At 36.6% G+C, this 22,351-nt stretch carries 22 protein-coding genes and 2 pseudogenes; 12 read left to right on the top strand and 12 right to left on the bottom strand.

Annotated features, from left to right (window positions below; translation table 11 throughout):
* Both V179_RS0110595 and V179_RS0110590 read left to right on the top strand, forming a co-directional pair.
* Positions 1-1,545, top strand: coding sequence for a flotillin family protein (locus V179_RS0110595; protein ID WP_028391417.1), 1,545 nt, complete (start codon positions 1-3; stop codon positions 1,543-1,545).
* Between the two features lie 276 nt (positions 1,546-1,821).
* Entirely contained in the window at positions 1,822-2,091 is a 270-nt protein-coding gene (locus V179_RS0110590) for a hypothetical protein (RefSeq protein ID WP_034301011.1), read from the top strand.
* Between the two features lie 92 nt (positions 2,092-2,183).
* Here V179_RS0110590 and V179_RS31030 read toward each other — a convergent pair whose 3' ends face one another.
* The 3 genes from V179_RS31030 to V179_RS0110575 form a co-directional block, all read right to left on the bottom strand.
* The gene (locus tag V179_RS31030; protein ID WP_154664002.1) at positions 2,184-2,357 is read right to left on the bottom strand and encodes a hypothetical protein; all 174 of its coding nucleotides are present in this window, start codon (positions 2,355-2,357) and stop codon (positions 2,184-2,186) included.
* A gap of 79 nt (positions 2,358-2,436) precedes the next feature.
* Positions 2,437-2,673, bottom strand: coding sequence for a hypothetical protein (locus V179_RS0110580; protein ID WP_028391415.1), 237 nt, complete (start codon positions 2,671-2,673; stop codon positions 2,437-2,439).
* 238 nt (positions 2,674-2,911) lie between these two features.
* Positions 2,912-4,528, bottom strand: a complete 1,617-nt coding sequence (locus V179_RS0110575) for an ABC-F family ATP-binding cassette domain-containing protein (protein WP_028391414.1) — start codon at positions 4,526-4,528, stop codon at positions 2,912-2,914.
* Positions 4,529-4,777: 249 nt separating this feature from the next.
* On the opposite strand from V179_RS0110575, the gene V179_RS0110570 reads away from it, so the two are divergent.
* Positions 4,778-5,299 (top strand): hypothetical protein, encoded by a 522-nt coding sequence (locus tag V179_RS0110570; RefSeq protein ID WP_028391413.1) that lies wholly within the window; start codon positions 4,778-4,780, stop codon positions 5,297-5,299.
* A 940-nt stretch (positions 5,300-6,239) separates the two neighbouring features.
* Here V179_RS0110570 and V179_RS0110560 read toward each other — a convergent pair.
* From V179_RS0110560 to V179_RS0110545, 4 genes are all read right to left on the bottom strand, one after another.
* Complete coding sequence (locus V179_RS0110560; RefSeq protein WP_028391412.1) at positions 6,240-6,710, bottom strand: hypothetical protein; 471 nt, start codon at positions 6,708-6,710, stop codon at positions 6,240-6,242.
* 207 nt (positions 6,711-6,917) lie between these two features.
* Positions 6,918-7,085 carry a hypothetical protein gene (locus V179_RS31025; protein WP_154664001.1) on the bottom strand — a complete coding sequence of 56 codons (168 nt, stop codon included), beginning with the start codon at positions 7,083-7,085 and terminating at the stop codon, positions 6,918-6,920.
* A 244-nt stretch (positions 7,086-7,329) separates the two neighbouring features.
* Positions 7,330-7,764, bottom strand: a complete 435-nt coding sequence (locus V179_RS0110550; RefSeq protein ID WP_152534724.1) for a hypothetical protein — start codon at positions 7,762-7,764, stop codon at positions 7,330-7,332.
* Positions 7,765-8,170: 406 nt separating this feature from the next.
* Complete coding sequence (locus V179_RS0110545) at positions 8,171-8,638, bottom strand: hypothetical protein (protein ID WP_152534723.1); 468 nt, start codon at positions 8,636-8,638, stop codon at positions 8,171-8,173.
* Positions 8,639-8,834: 196 nt separating this feature from the next.
* Between V179_RS0110545 and V179_RS27770 the strand changes: the two are divergent.
* Together V179_RS27770 and V179_RS0110535 are read left to right on the top strand one after the other, a co-directional pair.
* Positions 8,835-9,389, top strand: a pseudogene (locus V179_RS27770) (tyrosine-type recombinase/integrase).
* Between the two features lie 19 nt (positions 9,390-9,408).
* Positions 9,409-9,657: a hypothetical protein gene (locus tag V179_RS0110535; RefSeq protein ID WP_028391408.1), complete on the top strand. Its 249-nt coding sequence runs from the start codon at positions 9,409-9,411 to the stop codon at positions 9,655-9,657.
* Positions 9,658-10,218: 561 nt separating this feature from the next.
* Here the strand turns inward: V179_RS0110535 and V179_RS0110530 are convergent.
* Complete coding sequence (locus tag V179_RS0110530; RefSeq protein ID WP_028391407.1) at positions 10,219-11,058, bottom strand: immunoglobulin-like domain-containing protein; 840 nt, start codon at positions 11,056-11,058, stop codon at positions 10,219-10,221.
* A gap of 1,256 nt (positions 11,059-12,314) precedes the next feature.
* Complete coding sequence (locus V179_RS0110525; protein ID WP_028391406.1) at positions 12,315-12,884, bottom strand: PepSY domain-containing protein; 570 nt, start codon at positions 12,882-12,884, stop codon at positions 12,315-12,317.
* A gap of 340 nt (positions 12,885-13,224) precedes the next feature.
* Between V179_RS0110525 and V179_RS0110520 the strand changes: the two genes are divergently transcribed.
* The 6 genes from V179_RS0110520 to moaC all read left to right on the top strand — a co-directional run bounded on the left by V179_RS0110520 (position 13,225) and on the right by moaC (position 18,007).
* Positions 13,225-14,244 carry a ThiF family adenylyltransferase gene (locus V179_RS0110520; RefSeq protein ID WP_028391405.1) on the top strand — a complete coding sequence of 340 codons (1,020 nt, stop codon included), beginning with the start codon at positions 13,225-13,227 and terminating at the stop codon, positions 14,242-14,244.
* A 191-nt stretch (positions 14,245-14,435) separates the two neighbouring features.
* The gene (locus tag V179_RS0110515; protein WP_028391404.1) at positions 14,436-15,695 is read left to right on the top strand and encodes a molybdopterin molybdotransferase MoeA; all 1,260 of its coding nucleotides are present in this window, start codon (positions 14,436-14,438) and stop codon (positions 15,693-15,695) included.
* A gap of 55 nt (positions 15,696-15,750) precedes the next feature.
* Positions 15,751-16,179, top strand: coding sequence for a molybdenum cofactor biosynthesis protein MoaE (locus V179_RS0110510; protein WP_028391403.1), 429 nt, complete (start codon positions 15,751-15,753; stop codon positions 16,177-16,179).
* Between the two features lie 11 nt (positions 16,180-16,190).
* The gene (locus tag V179_RS0110505; protein WP_028391402.1) at positions 16,191-16,424 is read left to right on the top strand and encodes a MoaD/ThiS family protein; all 234 of its coding nucleotides are present in this window, start codon (positions 16,191-16,193) and stop codon (positions 16,422-16,424) included.
* 27 nt (positions 16,425-16,451) lie between these two features.
* On the top strand, positions 16,452-17,468 hold the full coding sequence (moaA, locus tag V179_RS0110500; RefSeq protein ID WP_028391401.1) for a GTP 3',8-cyclase MoaA: 1,017 nt from the start codon (positions 16,452-16,454) through the stop codon (positions 17,466-17,468).
* A 38-nt stretch (positions 17,469-17,506) separates the two neighbouring features.
* Positions 17,507-18,007: a cyclic pyranopterin monophosphate synthase MoaC gene (gene moaC / locus V179_RS0110495; RefSeq protein ID WP_028391400.1), complete on the top strand. Its 501-nt coding sequence runs from the start codon at positions 17,507-17,509 to the stop codon at positions 18,005-18,007.
* Between the two features lie 204 nt (positions 18,008-18,211).
* On the opposite strand, the pseudogene modB reads toward moaC, so the two are convergent.
* Together modB and V179_RS0110485 are read right to left on the bottom strand one after the other, a co-directional pair.
* A pseudogene (gene modB / locus V179_RS27765) lies at positions 18,212-18,882 on the bottom strand (molybdate ABC transporter permease subunit).
* Between the two features lie 207 nt (positions 18,883-19,089).
* The gene (locus V179_RS0110485; RefSeq protein WP_028391399.1) at positions 19,090-19,608 is read right to left on the bottom strand and encodes a MogA/MoaB family molybdenum cofactor biosynthesis protein; all 519 of its coding nucleotides are present in this window, start codon (positions 19,606-19,608) and stop codon (positions 19,090-19,092) included.
* Between the two features lie 122 nt (positions 19,609-19,730).
* Here V179_RS0110485 and V179_RS27760 point away from each other — a divergent pair, with 122 nt between their 5' ends.
* Positions 19,731-20,747, top strand: a complete 1,017-nt coding sequence (locus tag V179_RS27760; protein WP_051404927.1) for an FUSC family protein — start codon at positions 19,731-19,733, stop codon at positions 20,745-20,747.
* Here V179_RS27760 and V179_RS0110475 read toward each other — a convergent pair.
* Complete coding sequence (locus V179_RS0110475) at positions 20,744-22,285, bottom strand: multicopper oxidase family protein (protein ID WP_028391398.1); 1,542 nt, start codon at positions 22,283-22,285, stop codon at positions 20,744-20,746. The genes V179_RS27760 and V179_RS0110475 overlap by 4 nt on opposite strands.
* Positions 22,286-22,351: the final 66 nt, after the last annotated feature.

The raw sequence follows: 22,351 nt of genomic DNA, 5'->3' as shown, positions 1-22,351 counted from the left end.
ATGCTTGATTATTTATGGATTATTGGTGTAGTTGTTGTTTTATTATTAGCACTTATTGGGGTCTTTATTACGAAATACCGAACTGCTGGGCCTGATGAGGCTTTAATTATTACAGGAAGTTATTTAGGAAGTAGAAATGTACACACAGATGAATCGGGCAATAAAATTAAAATCGTCCGTGGCGGCGGTGCATTCGTACTCCCTGTTTTTCAACAAGCAGAACCGCTAAGCTTGTTATCTAGTAAATTAGAAGTTTCCACACCAGAAGTTTACACAGAGCAAGGTGTTCCAGTAATGGCAGATGGTGTTTCCATCATAAAGATTGGCAGCACTATCAATGAGATTGCCACAGCTGCCGAACAGTTCTTAGGAAAAGCGAAGGAAGACCGCGAACAAGAGGCGCGTGAAGTGCTTGAAGGACATTTGCGATCCATCCTTGGTTCAATGACAGTAGAAGAAATTTATAAAAATCGTGAAAAATTTTCACAAGAAGTTCAGCGGGTTGCTTCACAGGATCTTGCAAAAATGGGATTGGTGATTGTATCATTCACGATTAAAGACGTTCGTGATAAAAACGGTTATCTGGACTCTCTTGGAAAACCACGTATTGCTCAAGTAAAACGTGATGCTGATATTGCTACAGCTGAAGCAGATAAAGAAACAAGAATTAAGCGTGCTGAAGCATCGAAAGAAGCACAGCAAGCAGAACTAGAACGTGCAACAGAAATTGCTGAAGCAGAAAAAATTAATAAATTGAAAATTGCAGAATTCCGCAGAGAACAAGATATTGCCAAAGCCCGAGCTGACCAAGCATACGATTTGGAGACGGCTCGTTCGAAACAAGAAGTAACGGAACAGGAAATGCAAATTAAAATCATTGAACGACAAAAGTTAATAGAACTAGAGGAGAAAGAGATTCTGCGTCGTGAAAAACAATATGATTCAGAAGTAAAGAAAAAAGCAGATGCAGATCGCTATGCAGTTGAGCAAGCCGCTTCAGCAAATAAAATGAAAGATATAGCTGAGACAGATGCGAATAAATACCGTGTTGAAGCAATGGCGAAAGCAGAAGCAGAAAAAATTAGAGTTGATGGACTGGCAAAAGCGGAAGCACAGAAAGCCCAAGGAACGACTGAAGCTGAAATTATTCGATTAAAAGGGGTGGCAGAAGCAGAGGCAAAACAAAAAATCGCCGAAGCATTCGAACAATTCGGTCAAGCGGCTGTTATGGACATGATTCTGAAAATGTTACCTGAATATGCAAAACAAGTGGCAGCTCCATTAGGCAATATTGATAAGATTACGGTAGTAGACACAGGCAGTAACGGCCCTAACAGCGGCGCCAACAAAGTAACTAGCTATGCAACTAACCTTATGTCAACTTTACAGGAATCACTTAAGGCTTCATCTGGAATTGATGTGAAAGATTTACTCGAAAGTTTCGCTGGTAAAAGAAATACTTATATAGACCGAAATCATGCAGAAACTGAACTCGTTGAATCAAACTTAACAATGGCAGTAAGTAAAGACACAAAAGAAAAATAATGGCTTAATAGAATGTTAAAAGGGTCTGATCTCAAACTCTAAAAACAGTAAATAGTGTTTTGTTACTGTTTTTAGAGTTTCGCGGTCAGGCTCTTTGTATTTTAAAGGAAAAAATCAACCATCTTCGAAGCCATGAGGTGCGAAGCTACCTCTTTTCACAAAATAAGCAGATTTGTACCGTTATTTTAAAACCAAAGATGAATGCCTATGCAAATATTTTGATGAAACATACACCTAATAGGAATAGGTATCAAGAAAAAAACGAGGAGGATTATAATGAATAATCAAGAATTTCCTTATTATGTTCATGGTTATGATCTAAGAGGTCCCATATATGGTGGTCGTTCAGGATTTGGGGGAATACCCGGCGGATTCGGTGGTTTTGGCTTTGGCGGTTTTGGCAGTGGGTTAGCTGGTGGTTTGCTCGGAGGACTTGCGGCAGGAGCGTTATTAGGTGGAAGCTTTGGCGGATATGGTGTTAGACCTAGTCCATATCCATATCCATATCCCTACCAGTATCCATACGGGGGGTATCCGGTATATTGATCTCGAAATGAGGAGAATTTTCAAGTAGACCTCGTATTCTATACAAATTATTTAGTTACGGGGTCTTAATCTTTAAATTTGCTTTTAAAGAATCAATTCCAATCAAATTGGTCAAATATCTTCGTTAATACCCACCAGAAAGCGCGGAAAGGTAAACTTATCATTTGAATAAGTAAATAAAATATCCCTTCTCCGATTAACTCTCCGATGAATTCCTTTATTTTTACAAATCGTCTTTTTTTCAGCTTTTTAATTCGTTTATTCATACGTAAACACACCATTCAAATAAAGTACTATTTCATGGGTTTAGTATGATGGATTTTATATCAAAAGTATATCGTTTTATCAATGAATCCAATTATTATTAACGGAGATATTTTGAAAAATTCTAAAATGAAAAGCAAATTCGTCAAAAAAAATTGGTTCATTTTCTTTGAATTCATAGCAATTTAAAAAACTCTGTAATATTTCTGGGTTTGATTTACCGAGTAAGTTTGTGACATAAAACTGATATTGGAATTTTTCAAACAAAAACAAAAGGCCAGCTTCTTCAAAAAATTCTTTAGTTTCGTATACGTTCATGAATCATCACTCCTTAATTCCATTATGCCTAAACAGCCCTAACATAAACCTCGGTAGAATAATTGAAGAATTAAAGGGGATAATAGAGAAGAAATTTCTACATTTTAACAATTACCTCGTCAGAATATAGTGTGCCATGATTATATCAAGAATAGATTAAATTAAGAATATAGGGTTCTAAGCTTTAAGCATAAAAAGAAAAGGTGACTCATATTGAGTCACCCTCGGATGAAACTACTTAATACATCGCTGCAATTTGTTTTTGAAGTTCACTATTTTCAAGATATTCATCATAAGTTACTTGTTTATCTACCGTTCCATTTGGAGTAATTTCAATAATACGGTTAGCAATCGTTTGAGTAAATTGATGATCGTGTGATGCAAAAATCAATGAGCCTTTAAAGTTAATAAGACCATTATTCAAAGCAGTGATTGATTCTAAGTCAAGGTGGGATGTTGGTTCATCAAGCATAAGGACATTTGAACCACTTAACATCATTTTTGATAACATGCAGCGCACCTTTTCTCCACCAGAAAGAACACTAGGTTTCTTTAATACCTCTTCACCAGAGAATAGCATTCTACCTAAGAAACCACGTAGGAAGTTTTCTGTTTGATCGTTTGGTGAGTATTGACGTAACCAATCGACTAATGTAGTATCAATACCTTCAAAATATTCAGCGTTGTCTTTCGGGAAATAGGCTTGAGAAGTAGTAACTCCCCATTTGAATGAACCACTATCTGGTTCCATTTCGCCTGCTAAAATTTTAAACAGTGTTGTTTTAGCAATTTCGTCTTTACCAACTAAAGCAATTTTATCATCTTTGTTCATGATGAAGCTCACATTATCTAGTACTTTAACACCGTCAATTGTTTTCGAGATGCCTTCCACACGTAATAAATCATTGCCGATTTCTCTTTCCGGCGTGAACGCGACATATGGATAACGACGGGATGACGGCTGAATATCATCTAAAGTAATTTTATCAAGCAATTTTTTACGAGAAGTTGCTTGGCTTGATTTCGAAGCATTAGCACTAAATCTTGCAACGAATGCTTGTAATTCTTTAATTTTTTCTTCTTTTTTCTTGTTTGCATCTTGAGCCATTTTAAGTGCAAGTTGACTTGATTCATACCAGAAATCATAGTTACCAACGTATACTTTGATTTTGCCAAAATCAAGATCAGCGATATGAGTACAAACTTTATTTAGGAAGTAACGATCATGTGAAACAACAATGACCGTGTTTTCAAAATTGATTAAGAATTCTTCTAACCATTTAATTGCTTTTAAGTCAAGGTGGTTGGTAGGCTCATCTAGAAGAAGAACATCGGGTTTACCGAATAGGGCTTGAGCAAGTAATACTTTTACTTTATCTCCACCTGATAATTCGGCCATTTTCTTTGTGTGAAGATCTTCACCAATTCCTAGACCTTTAAGAAGGATAGCCGCTTCAGATTCTGCTTCCCATCCATTCATATCAGCGAATTCGCCTTCGAGTTCAGCTGCTTTCATGCCGTCTTCGTCTGTGAAATTTTCTTTCATGTAGATGGCATCTTTTTCTTGCATCACTTGGTACAATTTTTCATGCCCCATAATTACTACTTTAAGTACTTCATGTTCTTCAAATTCAAAATGGTTTTGTTTCAAAATAGCAAGGCGTTCACCTGGACCCATGTGAACGTCGCCTGTTTGAGCTTCTATTTCACCAGAAAGGATTTTTAGAAATGTAGATTTTCCAGCTCCGTTTGCCCCAATCAGACCGTAACAGTTGCCCGGGTTGAACTTTATATTAACTTCATCAAATAACTTACGGTCACCATAGCGCAAGCCGACATTATTAACAGTAATCATTTACTTACATACCTCCAATGACAATATCTATAAAAGTATACCATGTATTACAGTCGTGGAGAAATGTTTTCAGTTAAACTGTGAATTTATCTCCAAATCTTTGTTATTAATCATCAATTCCAGCAAATTTTTGTAAAAGTGAACGAAATTTAGGGGAAATAATAAAATTTATTAAAAATTTGAAACTTTTTTGGTCTTGAATACGTTTAATAATATAGAGATACAAAATTATTGTAGGGGTGAATGTTCGTGTCAAGAAATACGATATTGGTTGGTTTATGTAGCACGATCATATTGTTAAGTTCCTGCAGTTATTTTTCTGTCAGCAGCACGGAAGATGCAAATCTTCAGGAAATGAAGATCATAGATGAAAACTTACAATTAAAAGATAAAATAGCGGAATTAGAGGAAAATCTATCAATGCTTGAAAAGAATCAACAAACTGCTTCTAGTATTAATGAAAATGTTTTTCATTTTATGAAAGCAATCGAAACGAAGGATTTAGTCGAGTTGAAGAAAAGAGTGGCAGAAGATGTTCGTATCGAGCCAACTGGTATTATATTTGATAATGGGGAATATTTGAAATTCGACTTCATTCGTTCTAAAGATTACCTGAAATTGAAAGAGCATGAGATTAATTCTGATAATGGTATTTTCGTATATGAGTTTTTTTCCGTTGGCAAAAATGAAAGAGCGGGGCAGCTGTCAGTTGAAGTTGTGCACCAGAAAAATGGCTGGAAAATAAATTATGTCACAGAAGATATTATATAACATCCTTTTTATTAAAAGTTGGGATAATAATTCAAAGTAGAATTTTATTAATGTTCTAATTCTATAAAAAATATGGCTCGCCATCGTATGCAACTAGAGGCTGTACAGAAAGGTTGTCATTCATGGATAAATGCTATTGTTATGAAAAATATAAAGATGAGCTTCCTAAAGGGGTAAAGATTTCTTGTTTCAAGGATGCGTGCAAAAATTATAGAGAGCACAATGCAGAAATCCTTAAAGAATTGGAGGATAATCAAAAAGAATAAATGGTCGAACTGTTCATCCGAAAGGACATAAATAGTTCGACCATTTTTTATGGTTAATAAATGCTAAATTATTTACTTCTTTAGAAAGGGACAAGAATAAAAAGTACTTTCACAATTCTTAAAAAGTTATATCTTTAAATAAACCAACTCTTGCTATACATAGTACCTCGGATGTCCAAAAATTCGAATTGAAAGGCGAACTATACAATTGAAATGATGAGGTCATATTAGGACGAATCAAGTATAAGAATATATTCAATAATCTATATTTTAGTCAGAAATTAGTATTGTTGAATTCATAGCCGCGTATTAAATGATTAAAAGTCGGTGGCAATATTAGGACTTTTCTGTGTAAAGGGGCGGGGGCTTTGCAAATTCACCTCCGTACCGCCACCTTCATAAGGTGATCCAATTTGAGAATCGTTAGGTTGTCAGGCTCAACTGAGCAGTCAAAAGAAAGAGAAGAAAGGGTTTCTATCAAAGTTTTTTGGATGAAGTAAAACGAAGGGGACATTGCAGGAAGGCTTCCACCTTGGGTTGGAAGCTCTTTTTTATTTCAGTACATTGAAAACCCGATCTTCTTTGAATGTATGATTTTCGTTATTTTCGTACATTCAAAAGACCACCAATTTGGTGGTCACGTTGTTGAAGCACCCGTTGTGAAAGAAGAACCTTCACTTACTGTGTCTTCTTATATGATTCTTTGCTTCTTTAACGATAGTTACAATTAAGGAGACCTTACTTAATTTTGATTGATTATCTCCATATCTAAAATCATCTATCATTTCGCTAATATTGCACCATTCTTCTAGATCTTCGGGATAATCTAGGTCACGAGCTACGACATAAATTTGATAAGCTATATCAATGGCATTATTTTCATCTTTTATTATCTTTTTTGATAAATGCTGAATGTAAAATTCTGCACACTCTTTATATGATGGTTCCTGTATATCTAACTCATTTAAAGCCTTTCTAAAATAATGTTCCACCTCAAAGATATTGAGAGGTTCTCCTAGAGAAGAAAGGATATTCAAAGAACAAGATGAACGATCACTTTCCAACATCTTCAAAGCCCAATTAATATAATCAATTGGTTTAACATTACTATGATGTATTTTATAAAACAAAATAAAAGTTTCCATATCATTCGACCCCTAATAGTATTGTTAGCCTATTATATCGGTCTAAAAGCCTTCTTGCACTAACCTGCCCGTAGCTTAATAAGCTAGATTAAAAAACTCCTTTTAATTTATTTTAAGATGAGTTTACATAATCACCCTTATCGGCAATACCAAAAGGATCTTCGATTTGAAGATCCTTTTAGCTTTTTATTGAATTAAAGCTCCTGTTTAGCTGAATAGACGATTCATAATCCAATGATACAAAAAGTATCCGCCAGTACCTATTAAAAAGTATTTAAGTAAAATCAAAAGTTTACTCGGCTTATCATGATTTGCAAGTAACATAACTAATCCAAATAAAATACCAAATCCGAGGGATTGCAATAACAGTGTCATATTAACTCCTTAAACAAGAAAAATATATATTTTATATTCCTCAAAACAGTATTCTTTATACAAGTAACCTGCATTGTTAGTTGAAGAAGATCCCAAAGAATCGAATGAATACCATATACAAACCTAGTTAACATAAAGTCAATTATAGGAAATGAAAAGGGATGAGTATCTAAAAAGTACTCATCCTCTTTTTATTGCCATAAAATCCAATCTCGGAAGTTAAAACTTCAGATCGAATTTATCTCTATAGATTCCCTAATAGCTTCAATTCCGTTGAAAGTACAGTTGTGTAGTGATCTGCGTAGTCTTTGTATCCTTCCACATCAATTTGTTCAACAGTTATAGGATTATCCTCAAAAAAAGTTATTAATTGTAAATAATCAGCAAATGGGAATTCATGTCCCCAGCTCTGACGATAACCCACGATACCGTGATGTCGTAGCAATTTAGTAGTTACGGATAATATTATTTTCACAAAATCTTTTAATAAAACGGTTTCCTGGAGTAATAATTCTTGTTTATCTTCAAACACATCTCCATATTCAATTTGAACCAACAATTGATCCTGATCAACATTCTTTACTGTCCAGTAAGTTCCATTGGGTTCTTCTTCCCAATACATAGGGTTTGGATTAATGTCTTGATCGTCCGTTATAAGTTGTTTTAGTCGTTCTATCAACTCACTTATACCAGTACTTAAATAACTACAGACAAACTCACATTTTTTTTCATTAATCTCAATATAGCCACTGCCCAGCATTGACCGTGTAATTCATATACAAATTCCATATATAGCCCCCATATAAGTGATAATAAGCAGAGGTAATGCCCTATTTTCTAAGAATCATATCATAAAAAAACTATGTATAATTTATACAGTAAATTTTCGGAACTTCCGAACTAAAAAACCCCTTGGTACTCAAGGGGTTCCGAATGGTCCATTTTTATCGTTTATACATGATTTTATAGTTTGTTGATGAATCAACATTTTCGGCTTCTGAAGAAGCCTGATAGCTGCATAAAAAAGGGATGTTTTATGCAAATTTTTCTTTCATTAAGCATCCGTTAGCTGAAATTCATCACCTTCAATCTTTTAACATTAATTTTATAACATCCTTTTTATCATTCGTGCTTATAGTTAATTCGTATTTATCCTCTTTGTAAGTTTCCATATTAATAGTGCCAACCAAAAATGATATAGTATTTTTTTCCACCTTTGTTTTCATTTCTCCTAAATTACCTGTTAGAGTACCATCTGTACTTTTAAACTTTATGTCAATATCTCGTAGGTCTAATTGAAAAGGCTCCTCACCGATATATTTTAATTCAACCCAATTTATATGTTTTTCATTATATAAATCAGGGTTAAATATGTATTTTGCACTCCAATAGTCCCCTTTCCCAACAAATGCTACTTCATCAGATATAGGAGTTTGAGTAGGTGTTGTACAAGCTGTTAAAATAAATAGAAAAAGAATATAAATAAATTTAACTTTCAAGAATATTTCCCTCTTTGTATTTTTTAATTGTTGATTTCCATTAGATTTATTCAACATTCTCACCCCATCACAAAGCAACTTTACCATAAACACCCAATTATTTCTTCAACTAACCTGTCGGTTAGTTGAAGAAAGGATCTTTCTGAATGTATGATTTTAGATATTTTCGTACATTCATTTCATTGATATCACTGGGTACATTGATAAACTATTAATACATACGTTAAATGTATGATATCGGAGGAAAATCATGAAAGAAAAGAACGTGCAGCCGTTGCGAACAAACAAAGAAATCGAGGATATGAAATGGGCGCTACGGCGCTATGGATCCGAACGGGACTATTTTTTGTTTGTCTTTGGCATTAATACGGGACTTAGAGTCAGTGATATTGTTCCGTTGACCGTTGGCGATGTACGAGATAAAAGTGATGTGGTGATTCGGGAGTAAAAGACGAATAAAACGAAGCGATTTATGTTGCCAGTGAAGCTACGGGAAGAAATCGAAGATAATACAGCCCAGATGAGAGACGGAGTGTACTTGTTTGCAAGTCGGAAGGGGGTATACGACCTATTACGCCCACGCAAGCATACAGGGCGCTTGTGAAGGCCAGAGACGTGCTAGGACGGGATGGCCATTGGCACCCATACCATGCGCAAGACATTCGGATATGCGTATTATCGGAGAACCAAAGATCTGGCATTCATGCAGAATATCTTTAACCACTCCGCACCGTCGATCACCAAACGTTATATCGGGATTACACAAGACGAAATCGATGAAACATTAAAGGATTTTTCTTTATAGATACTGCTGGAGGCTAACTATGACAAGAATGATTGTTTGTTTTTTATCCCTTTTTGCTTTGAGTTGCTTAATAATGGGGGCTATGGATAGTGTAATGTTATCTGATGTTTTTGGCGGGATAAGTAGTTCTATTGTTAAAATCGCTGGAATATCTTTGGTGTTTTTGATTAGGCACTATTTCAAAGACATAAATGGATTTGTTTTTTGGTTGTTATTTATTTTGGGTATTATGCTATTTTGGGGTTTGGTTGTTGCATTTGTAGATTAGAGTGTTGTTATGGTAAATGAGGTCGGGATCGGAAGTTTGGAACCTTAGAGTATTCTCGTTCTACCATTGCCAACAAAGGGATTGAACACCATAGTAGTATGATTTAACATAACCGGTATTCTAGTCAAACTCAAGCGTGCCAACGCTTTGAGTGTGACGGTAGTATACTCTTTATCCTGAACGTTGTGTTTAGGGCCTTGTTCTTCCTTATAAATTGAGGTTGCAAAAGCGAAGCGTTGTGAACTTTATTTAATAGGGTGGTTGCATTTCAGTGATTTTCTGGATTGTATTTATCACCTGTAAAAAGGCGTTATTAACGGAATTATAAACAGTTCTAAAGGTGTTTAAGCCTTCTAATGATTAATTACATCCGTCCAATAATTAGGTTCCGTATGGAATTAGTAAGAGGTTATCTATCAAACGAATGTTTCTAACAAGGTTCTAGTTCAAAAAAGCCATTTACAACTAGTTATATATGGCTTTTTCCTGACGCTACCCCATTAAGAACAAACAGAAGGTGCCCCAAAAGTATAACTTTTGGGACACCCTATGTTAATCTATTTAATCCAATGTAAAGGCTACAGAAATTTTATGATCATCTGGTAACCCTTCAGTAACACGATAGGTTCCTTTTTCAAATTCTTTAAGTTGAACATCCTCGGAAAAAGATTGTCCTGTCCTTAAAATAATTAACTGCGCCGTTACAATTTGTTTAAATTCATATTGATCCCAGCGCTCGCCGTCCCATTTCTCAAACTGGACTCCATACCCAGTTCCTAATTCAACTGTACCCAAATTTTTTAAGGTAATCTTCATAGTTTCTCCAGAAGAATACAAGGTCTTATCAATATCGATTCTTGCATTTACCTCATTGTATGGGACAAAAATACGATGATATTCTTGCTTGAGAACTTCATTTTTACTATTTAATGCAATTTGTTCAAGATAATAAGTGATATTTTCTTGTTCTGGGATTTCGATGAGGAAATCAGTATTATTTCTATCAACTGTTTCTTCTAGGATTGTTTCGAATTTTTTTTCGGCTTCTATAAATTTGAAAAATTTAACTTCAAATCTACCATCTCGCGGTAAAGAATCAGCATCAATTTCAAACTGATCACCAGGACGATAGAGGAGATGAGACGTTAGTTGAAAAGATTCACGATTTTTCTTTTCAAAAAAGGTTGAATCCAATAAATCTAAATAAGATTGACTCCAATATTGAATAGCTGTATCCAATTTATCTTGGTCCACTTCCTTTAATTGCTGTGGAACATCGTTTAATATTGCTACTTTATTTCGTTCATCTTCCGGAGTTTCAGAACTACTATTAGTTATTTCACCCGATCCACACCCAACTAATAATAAAATACACATAAATATAGGCATTGCTTTCTTCATTTTTTTCCCCCTTTCGGAACCCTTCGGATCTGCCTTCGAAACTAAAAAACACTACAAATAAATTAGCGAACAGCATCCTATCAATCTTACATCATTCGTATTTTTTAATCATTTCATATATATCTATATTTCCTAATTTATTCCTCAAATAATCACTTCATTTTTACATAAACCTACCTGTTACTTCATCCATCTTCACTCTAGGCCGGCGACAACTTTAGAGTACCAGAAGACCTCGGCTATGTCCACGTAGTATCCGAACCCGTATACAAACAGGGATTTAACAAAGTAAAACCGCAAATGAAACAGACATTGAGCACTCTTTGAGATCTATCTTTGTTGCGGTGTGTTTTACGGTTTTTAAAAAGAGGAATAATGTCTAGAATTAGTTTATTTTAAGGTATTAATTCCTGTTTTAATGACTGATTTTTTCATTGATGGCTCTTAATAGAGTACCAATCTTTGCATTAGCAACCCCAACATATTTAACAGAGCATCGGGCTAAGCGTTTGAACGCTACTAATTCGCCTTTAGTAAAATCTTTTTTATGATCAGCTAAGAACATTTCGATCTTGTTATTAAATTCTTTTACGGTTTTGAACTTGCTAAATTCTTTAAAATTTTCGATTCTGCCTGCTACTACATGGATGTATTTTCATTTATTTTATTACCTTTTGATTAGATTCAACTTACTAAGTCAAAATGATAATTAATTGTGTTTACTTATCATTTGAATTACCCTTGAGCAAACTAGTTGTCCCGCATTAACGGGCAGTAAGGCCCCGACTCAAGGCTTAGAGGAATTCGAAGAAGCATAGGTGGGGGACAACTGCCTAATCTAGTTGCGGCTCCTAGCCCCTCGAGGTCATAAGCTGCAATACTCTGTGGCAAACTACGCCACACCGTATTCCATCTTATACTTGTCGGACTATCACAAGATGTGATGGAGTCTCTGTTGCTCACAGGACGTGAGCGATCTTAGGAGACGTTCCTACATCGTCGCCTCACTTTTTGAAGTAAAAGCTCGATTGGTGAGATACAGTGAAACTTACCGATGCGTGAGCAGAGGTAAAATTTGCGCCCACAGGATGTGGGTCACACAGCCGTTGCCGCAGGACGCGGCGCACTAGTCTGTGATTCATTGATTCGGGTTCGTAGAGTCGATTTATCTACGCTGCTCGGAGATATTAGCGACTCTAGAACGGGACTAACAAACAGTGGGGGATGAAGAAAACCGCCCTGTTTGAAGTTTCACTTTATTTGTATTCTTCCACTTTAACTACTTGTCCACTATTTGCATCTATAATCACTTCAGATTCACGATGATCGGCAGTGCTTATTTCGAATTTGTAGACTATTCGATTGTTATAGTAATCTAAATCAGACTCAGTTATCGTCCCTCTTACTTTATTTAAAGCTATTTGTTTTGCATCTATTAAAGATATATTTGTCGAAACGTTTTGAAGTTCATTTACCTCAATCTTTAGATCGCTTTTTCCTAAAATGTTTTGATCAACTTCTAAAACTTTTCCTGTTAAGGCATCAATATCAATTTCAAATTTTTTATTTTGTTTTATGATAATCACTTCGTATTTTTTTACCTCGTTATCTTCGTCTAAATGAGTATTCGTTACAATCCCACCTTTTGTTTCTATCAGTGCAAGTTGATTTGCTTTTTGTTCAGTAATCTTTTGTGATATTACGCTTTTTGGTGAAGTTTCATTTGTCTGTAGGGTAGTAGGTTTATTACTTGTCATCGCATAAGCGCTTGCTCCAATCCCACCTATGATGATGGCACCGGTTATTAGTTTTGTTATGAATTGCATGGTTTTAAGACCTCCATGATTTTTTTATTTTTATTTTTATCATAACTAATGGAATTTATAGAAAAAGAAAAAGAAGGTTAAAATTTCCTTAGAAAAGTATAAGAATATACAGTGGTCGTTTTTTTGCTACCTTTAATAATTGTTCATAAACATGAAATGATTATTTTTTATAGAGAAAAATGTAGATAGTGATTGTGTAGTATGGTTCGCTTCCAATTGTAATAACTGGAATGGGGTCATAATGACGAAAGGATAATAACAGGAGAGTTCAAAATTCATTAAGTTTTTGAGACTTCATGCTAATTCTGAAAAAAGGGATTCGAAGTAGGGAGTGTAGGGAATGAACGATCGATTTATACAGCAGAAGCGATTTCAAATGCTTGGTACAGAAGGCCAGCAAAGGCTTCAGGAAGCTTGCGTAACTATTATTGGCTGCGGCGCGCTCGGATCAGCGGCGGCAGATATTCTCGCTCGAGCTGGTATTGGAACATTAATTCTTGTAGATCGAGATTATGTTGAAATATCTAATTTACATCGTCAAACGCTGTACACCGAACAAGATGCTAATGAGATGATACCCAAAGTAGAAGCCGCAAAAAGACGAATTAATCAAGTAAATCAGCATGTTCAAGTCAAAACGGTATTTGATCATGCAGATGCTGAACTGATTGAACAATTTGCCAAACGAAGCGATATTATTGTCGATGGAACTGATAATTTTGAAACAAGGCTGATCGTTAATGACGCCAGTTTGAAGCATCAAATTCCGTGGATTTACGGTGCGTGTGTGGGAAGCACGAGTGTTGTGAAGTCCTTTTATTCAGATTCATCTGCCTGTTTTCGCTGTTTATTGCCCGCTTTACCAGCTACTAACGATACCTGTTCCACGGTTGGAGTGATTGCTCCTGCGGTTTATATGACGGCTGCTTTTCAATGTGCTGAAGTGTTCAAATATTTATGCGGTGATAAAGATAATATGAAAAAAAAGCTGGTTTGGCTTGATGTCTGGACTAATCAACAGCATCAATTTGGAATAGAAAATATGAAGCGGTCTGATTGCCCTTCATGTGGGGAAAAACGTATGTACCCTGCGCTTCAACGATCAGCTCAAACAAAATATGCTTCATTTTGTGGCCGTGATTCAGTACAAATTATTCCAGCTAATGGGCGAACACTCACACTTGATGATGGTGAAAATGTAGCAAAAAAACAAAGACTCCCGTCAAAACGAACTCCTTACTTCGTTCAAATAGAATTTGAGGGCTGTCGTGTAATGATATTTGCCAATGGTCGTATACTCATACATGGAATTCGAGATGTGAACGAAGCGAAATCATTGTATCATCAATTTTTCGGTTGAAACTATATCATTATTATGGGGGCATTTTGTAATACATGTCCGAATATAAGTAGAATAGTTGAAACTTTCAATGCTTCACCTGACTAGTGAGTGAATTTTTATGATTATTTCGCACCGAATCTACTTTCTAACAAGGAGTAGTGTTTCTTATCGAATCTACACATTATTCTCTCGAGAGGGGGTCATTAGCTATTATTGAAAACAGGAATCCAATCACGGTAAAAGAAGCAATCTCAAAAATTATGAAAAAAGTAGATAAAATTCAAATAGAAATTATTCCTCTATCTGAAGCGGCAGGGCGTGTTTTAGCAGAACCTGTATTGGCAATCCATGATGTCCCGCCATTTAACCGTTCTATTTATGACGGTTATGCGGTTCGTTCTGTAGATACAACAGGTGCTGCCAGTCATTCACCAATAGCTTTTACAGTGATTGATCGCATTGCTGCAGGCGATGTATCGACCGCACTGCTTGGCAAAAATAAAGCAGTTCGTATTATGACGGGTGCTGAACTACCGAAAGAATCGGATGCGGTGGTAATGCTCGAGGAAACAGTTAGTAGTGAAGATTCATTTACAATTCGCAAGTCGTTTACTCAACTTGAAAATGTATCCTTAAAAGGAGAAGATGCAAAAAAAGGTGATGTCATTATTGAAAAAGGATCTCATATTACTCCAGGCGTTATTGCTGTTTTAGCGACGTTTGGCTATACGCATGTGAAAGTGGCGAAACGACCTGTTGTTGGTTTGCTAGTTACTGGCTCTGAATTACTGGATGTTTCAACACCGCTTAAACCAGGGAAAATTCGAAATTCTAATGGTCCGATGGTAATCGCCCAGCTTAAAAGACTTGGTGTCGAGCCTAGATGGCTAGGTGTATTAGATGATGATGTAGAGTCCTGTTATTTATCAGTTAAGCAAGCAGCAAAAGATTGCGATGCGGTAATTACAACTGGGGGCGTGTCGGTAGGAGACTTTGATTACTTACCAGCTGTTTTTGAAAGGATGGGGGCTGAAGTTCTATTTAATAAAGTAAAAATGCGTCCAGGTAGTGTGACAACTGTTGCACATACGGATAATGGTTTATTATTTGGCTTGTCTGGAAATCCTAGTTCCAGCTTTGTCGGCTTTGAATTGTTTGTTCGACCAGCGCTATTGGCTATGATCGGTTCAAACAAGCCATATTTACCTTATAATAAAGCCGTTTTACAGGAAGATTTACAAGCAAATTCGTTTACGCAATTTATCCGGGCCATCTACGAATCAAGTCCAACAGGCGTAATAGTTTATCCTGCAGGTTTTAATAAATCGAACTCTGTTACTTCGATTGCACGAGGCAATTCGTTCATAGTTCTCCCAGGTGGAACAGAGGGATATAAGAAAGGAGAATTAGTGGATGTCTTGTTACTTGGTTTGGATGAAGGGGGAGAAAACTGGTTCATACATGAGTAAGGTGCTTTACATTTCTGGATTGTCCATCCAAAAAAATCTTTAGACGGAGGAAAGTATGAATCCATTTGAAGTTACTTCAGAAGTGTTAAGTCCTAATCGTTATTTACGATACGTAACACATGCAGAAGTAGGTGCAGTAACGCTCTTTTCCGGTATTGTTAGAGAGTGGACGAATGGAAAGCGAACGCTGTTTTTAGAATATGAAGCTTATGTACCAATGGCTGAGAAAATACTTGCCGAAATTGGAGCTGATATTCAAAGGAAGTGGCCGGGAACTCGTATTGCAATTGCCCATCGAATCGGTAGATTGCAAATTTCTGAAACTGCAGTAATCATAGCTGTATCTTCACCGCACCGACAAATAGCATATAAAGCTAATGAATTTGCAATTGAACAAATAAAAAAACACGTCCCCATTTGGAAAAAAGAAATTTGGGAAGATGGTGAAAAATGGGTGGGTGAGCAAACGAATAAACCGTTGTGAGGTGGAGTACCATGATTCAACTTTATTATTTTGCACAAATCAAAGAGTTGACCCAAAAAATAGAAGAAACGATTTTATGGTCAGAGGGAACAGTTGCGGAGCTTATCAAATGGGCGGATGAGACTTATCCAGGATTTACAGACTATTCATGGCAAGTCGCAGTAAATGAAGAATATGTATTAGAAACAGAAGAAATAAATCCGGGCGATATTGTCGCTTTTATTCCTCCGGTAAGTGGTGGGTAAAATGAAAGAGAATCGTAAAGGACTGATATGATGAAACAACCGCTTACAGATACCTTAAGCAGGCCTTTGCGCGATTTACGCATATCAGTAACTGATCGCTGCAATTTTCGCTGCACGTACTGCATGCCGAAAGAAGTGTTTGGTGATAAGTATGTGTTTTTGCCAAAAAGTGAATTATTAACTTTTGAAGAAATGACAAGACTTGCTTCAATCTTTGTTCAAATGGGTGTAAAAAAAATTCGTCTGACTGGTGGTGAACCACTGCTTCGTAACGGTTTGCCAGAATTCATCAAAATGCTCAGGAAATTAGAAGGGCTAAAGGATATTGGCTTGACAACGAATGGATTGCTTTTGAATAAATACGGAAAAGCTCTTTATGAGGCGGGTCTGCGGCGCTTGAATATTAGCCTTGATGCATTGTCCAAAGATATATTCAGCAAAATGAATGGGCGTGGCATCAATCCAGGTTTGATACTTGAGAATATCGAGTATGTTAAAAGTCTAGGCTTTTCAGTAAAAGTTAATATGGTCGTTCAAAGAGGTGTCAATGAACAAGAAGTTATTCCGATGAGCGCTTATTTTAAAGAAAAACATATTACGCTTCGGTTTATTGAATTCATGGATGTTGGCAATGATAACGACTGGAGTTTTCAGAAAGTAGTTTCGAAAAAAGAAATTTTAAGTGAATTGCTCAATCAATATCAATTAATTCCTGTGGATGCTAATTATTTCGGTGAAGTGGCCGAGCGTTACCGTTATGAAAATAGTGATTCAGAAATCGGTTTTATACCGTCTGTCTCTAAATCTTTTTGCTCATCTTGTACACGTGCACGTTTATCATCGGACGGAAAATTGTATACATGTTTATTTGCCTCTAACGGTTATGATTTACGGCAACTTCTTCGAGAAAATGCGACAAATAACGAGCTGTCTAATGCGATTTGGCAAGTATGGAATAACCGGACAGATCGCTATTCAGACGAACGGACCGATCTTCAGGCAATCAGTCGTAAGAAAATTGGGATGTCATATATTGGTGGCTGAATACAATGATGGATCTTTTTGAAAAAAGGGAGTGTGGAATGATAGAATTTACGCATTTCAATGAACAGGGTCGAGCTAAAATAGTCGATATTACCAACAAAAATGAGACGAGTCGAACAGCCATTGCCCAATCCAGTCTATTATTAACAAATGAAATACACAATAAAATTGCGAATGGCTCAATGGATAAAGGAGACGTTCTTGCCGTAGCCCAAGTTGCAGGAATTATGGCAGCGAAGCAAACGAGCCAAATCATCCCGATGTGCCACCCGATTGCTTTAACTAGCATCGATATAGTTTTTCACTGGGAAAGGGTGGAAGATGCTTACCGATTAAATATTAAATGTTCTGCAAAAACGAAGGGGAGCACGGGTGTTGAAATGGAGGTGCTCACCGCAGCTTCCGTTTGTGCCTTAACGGTATATGATATGTGTAAATCTATTCACAAAGGGATCATCATTGGACCGACATTTTTAGTTAGTAAGACAGGCGGTGAGAGTGGTGATTATAGTAGAAATGAATTTACAAAACCTGTATAACGGACAAATATTTTTTACCATGAAGCCGCTACACTTGCCTTACCATAATGATCATTTTTGCAAAAATAGGATTTTGGATACTTTCTCGATAAAATTAGATTTTATGCTTAGTAGTTTGGCAAAATTAATTACCTGCGAAGGATCGTCCCTTCAGTCAAAAAACGCTTAGCTAATTATTGCTAAGCGTTTTGTATTAGATAGGCACTAGTATGAATCATTTCGTTTGTTAAGTATTTGAAGTAGTCTAAGTAAAATAAAAGCTAATGTGATGCTAACCAAAACATAGCTGGCAGCAAGTTTGGTATCGCCGGACTCTACGGCAATATAAATCGCGGTAGGGAATTGTTTGCGTTTTACCGGGAAGATTGCCGGCGAACATAAGTGTTGCCCCAAATTCACCGAGTGCACTGGTAAAGCTCAAAACGCCGCCAGCAACAAGGGATTTACTACAAAGGAATTGAAATTTTCGTGAAAACGCTCCAATTAGAAGCCCCATCTACTTTTGCGGCATTTTCGATATCTTTATTAACTATTGTGAACCCTGCTTTGGCTGATTGAAACATGAGTGGAAACGCGACGACGCTTGCAGCTATTATTGCAGCAAAGGGGGTGAACAGGATTGTACTTCCTGTCCAAGTTTCAAAAACTTGGCCAATAGCTGAGTTTGCTCCAAAGATTAAAAATAATGAAAAACCAATTACAGAAGGTGGTAAAAAGAGTGGTAGCATTAGAATTGTTTCAAGGATGATTTTTCCTTTAAATGATTTTATAGTGAACAACTTACCTACTAATACTCCACTGAAAAAAACAGCAAGAGCTGCTGAAAATGAAACGATTAACGATAATTGAATGGGAAAAAAATAATTCTGGTCCATAAACTTCCACTCTCAAAGAGATATGCCTCGGTTTTCCTTTTCGAAATCTTTCTTAATAACTACCATACTATCTTTTAAACTGGCCGCCACCGAAATGGTCAGTTCGACTTGATTTTGTTTCTCGGTACACACACTGGTAAATAGTGGAACCATTATGAAAGAAAGTATGTAAACTAGCTTTAGGTAAATGTTCAATTGATCAGCATTTTAGAAAGTGTATAAATCTTTTCTAATTTCACGGACCACATGCCTGAGTTCTGGAAGAATTAACTTTTCCATTGCCAGTTTAACTGCACCTATTGATCCAGGGGTGCAAAAAATAGCTGTATTGCTTGAGACACCGGCAATTGCCCGTGAAAGGATAGCGGCAGAACCGATATCTTCCAGATAGCTAATAATACGGAAAATCTCACCAAATCCGATCATTTCTTTATCTAATAAAGGTTGAATACTTTCAATCGTTACATCTCTTTTAGCAAGTCCCGTTCCACCGTTTAGTAAAATTACATCTACCTTATGATCATTGCATCCGGAATGAAACGCCTGTATAATTTCCGCCTTTTCATCCGAAACAAGTTCATAAGCTGTCACATTATGGTCGTATTTTAAAAGCATTTCTTTCATTAACTGGCCGCTGTAATCCGTATCAATTGTTCTGGAATCACTGACTGTTATAATTTTACAGTTGATAATATCTTGCGCTTCTTGTTTATGTTCGTTTGACATGGCACCCTCCTTATCCTCTTACAGTGTTTATATATGCCAAGATAAAAAAATAAAGAACTGGATGAATGGGTATCCTTAATTACAAATCATCTACTATGGTGAAAAATGGGGTCATATTTCTAATGAAAAATAACGAACAATTAAAAAAACAAATGGAAAACAAGGCACTTCTTATTTTGAAAATGGCTCTTGCTTCCGCCCTGTCTTGGGAGATTGCTAAATTAGCTGGATCACATCATCCTTATTTGGCACCTATTTCAGTCATTCTTTGTTTACAAACGACGATTAAACGGTCCATTCGCTTTTCCTATCATCGAATGGTCGGGACGATTATTGGCATTTCAATTGTCGTCCTTTTTGCTCCACACTTAAAAGTAAATGGCTGGACAATTGGAGCACTCATTCTTATCGCATGTTTTGTCGCTAAATGGTTAAAAACTGATGAAACGACTATCCATCAAGTCGCGCTAACGGTGCTGCTCGTCTTCGTTTTAGGGCATAAATCTGGTAATTATCCAATGGATCGTTTCCGTGATACGTTGATTGGTGCGCTTGTTGCTGTTATTTTACATATGCTCATATACCCACCGAATTACACAGAACAGGTTTCAAAAAGTATCGATCATTTCGTTGATCATTTAACAGCAACCTTTACTAAAGTAACAGAGTGGGCCGAGTCTGGACTTGAGAAACACATTGGCTATGCCATACAAATAGAGACAAATCGAATACTCGAAGAGCTTCATCAAACTAAGAATTTAATAAAAGTTGCAGCAGATAGCCTTTCATTTAATCCATTCGCGAAAAGAAGTAAGAAAGATCTGCAAAGTTTCCAACAAAGGATATATTACCTTTCTCAAAGTTATTCTTATCTCTCAAATATAGTAGCGATACTAACAGCTTGGTCTGAAGCTGGGACAATAACTCCAGTTCAGCAATCTATATGGGCTGACCAGATCAAAGCAGTAACTTCTTTATTTCAGACAAAAGAAATTCCTTTAGTATTTCGGCTAAAGGGTGAAACATTGAAGGTTGTTATTCCTGCTGATCTTGAAGAACAGCAATTTCATATTTCTTTATTTTATGAAACGAGAAGCTTATTGAAAAAACTGGGTCAGCTGCCTAGCAACAAAGGTTAACTCGGTGGAAGGACGCGGTAGGGCCGCATCATTTCATAATCTTCATGCTCGAGCATATGGCAATGCCACACATATTGACCTGTGTAAGGGAAAAATGGAATGATAACACGGGTAATCTGACCAGGTGGACAACGAATTGTATCTTTCCAGCCTCGTTCCCCGGGATGAGGTGGAAAAGGGCGGCTCGTGTATTTGATTTGCTTTGTTTGCTTAAAATGATTCACATCGAAAGAGCGTCGGTCAAGCAATTGAAATTGAACAAGATGGATGTGGATGGGGTGGTCATCCTCGTCCGTATTAATAAAATTCCAAATCTCAGTCGAACCAACATGTGGATTTTCAGTAATAGGATCATCCCATTTTTTTTGATCAAGAAGGAATAAGGGTCTCCCGTACTGGTCCTTCTCCTCACTTAATTGTAGATATCTATCATTTCTTGCAGTATGTTCAGCTAGCCAATTAATAGGACCCATAAAGGAAGGTATAACGCTTGTATCGATATTGGAAAGCGGTTTTGTAACTTGAAATTGCATAATAATCCCTGTTGTATCTGGATCAACAGGATCTCCAATTGGAAAATGAGTGGGGGCAGCATTTTTTAGTGTAATCATTTTACCGATAAGATTTGAAAAATCAATGATCACATCTAACCGTTCTGCGGGTGCAAGCAACAATGATTTCACCCCAATTGAATGTTCAAGGAAGCCACTATCCGTGCCAATTTGGTAAAATAACTGACCTGAATCCAATGTTAAGTGAAAGAAGCGTGCGTTCGCTGCATTTAATAAACGAAATCGATACTTACGTGGCTCCACTTCAAGATACGGCCAAACTTTCCCATTTACAACTATTGAATCACCAAAAAAAGAAGGGATTATTGAAGGGGATATCCCAGAAACATTGTCCTTAGGATGCTCTGGATAGGCTAAAGATCCATCTTCCTTAAATGAACGATCCTGAAGTAATAAAGGAACCTCATATTTGCCACTTGGAAGGTTTAACGATCCCTCATGCCAATCACGGATTAAATAAAGTCCTGCCAAACCGGCATAAATATTTAATCGTGTTAACCCGATCGCATGATCATGATACCAAAGTGCACGAGAGCTTTGCTGATTATCATATTCATAAACCCTTTTTTGAAAAAATGAACCGAATTCGTCGAATCCTTTTGAGAACCATGCATCGGGATAACCGTCACTATCCGGCTCTGTTCGACCGCCGTGAAGGTGGACAACTGTTCTTACATTAGGAATTTCTTTTTCAGCTCCATGTACGGTGTGATCAATCGGAAAAAGATGGTGAACCGGTAAATCATTTATCCACTTAACATATACCTTTTCGCCTTGGACGACTTCAATCGTTGGCCCTGGATACATGCCTTCATAACCCCAAATGGTCGTTTCCGGCATGTCACGATGAATAGCTTGCTTTGATTCCTTCATGGACACTTCATAATACGTATAATTCTCTGAACGCCTAGACGGCTTTAATACAGGCGGAATTGGCAGAGGATCTACAAATTTTCTTAATTTCATGCTTTTCCTCCCTTTACAAGGTCTTTTTTTATATGTATATGATCATGTTAAGAAAAAAACTATTCA

Origin of the sequence: Bacillus cihuensis (assembly GCF_000504145.1) — a bacterium.
Lineage (GTDB): Bacteria > Bacillota > Bacilli > Bacillales > DSM-1321 > Peribacillus > Peribacillus huizhouensis.
The sequence above is the reverse complement of the archived record's forward strand: the minus strand, read 5'-3'. Positions and strand labels throughout refer to the sequence as shown.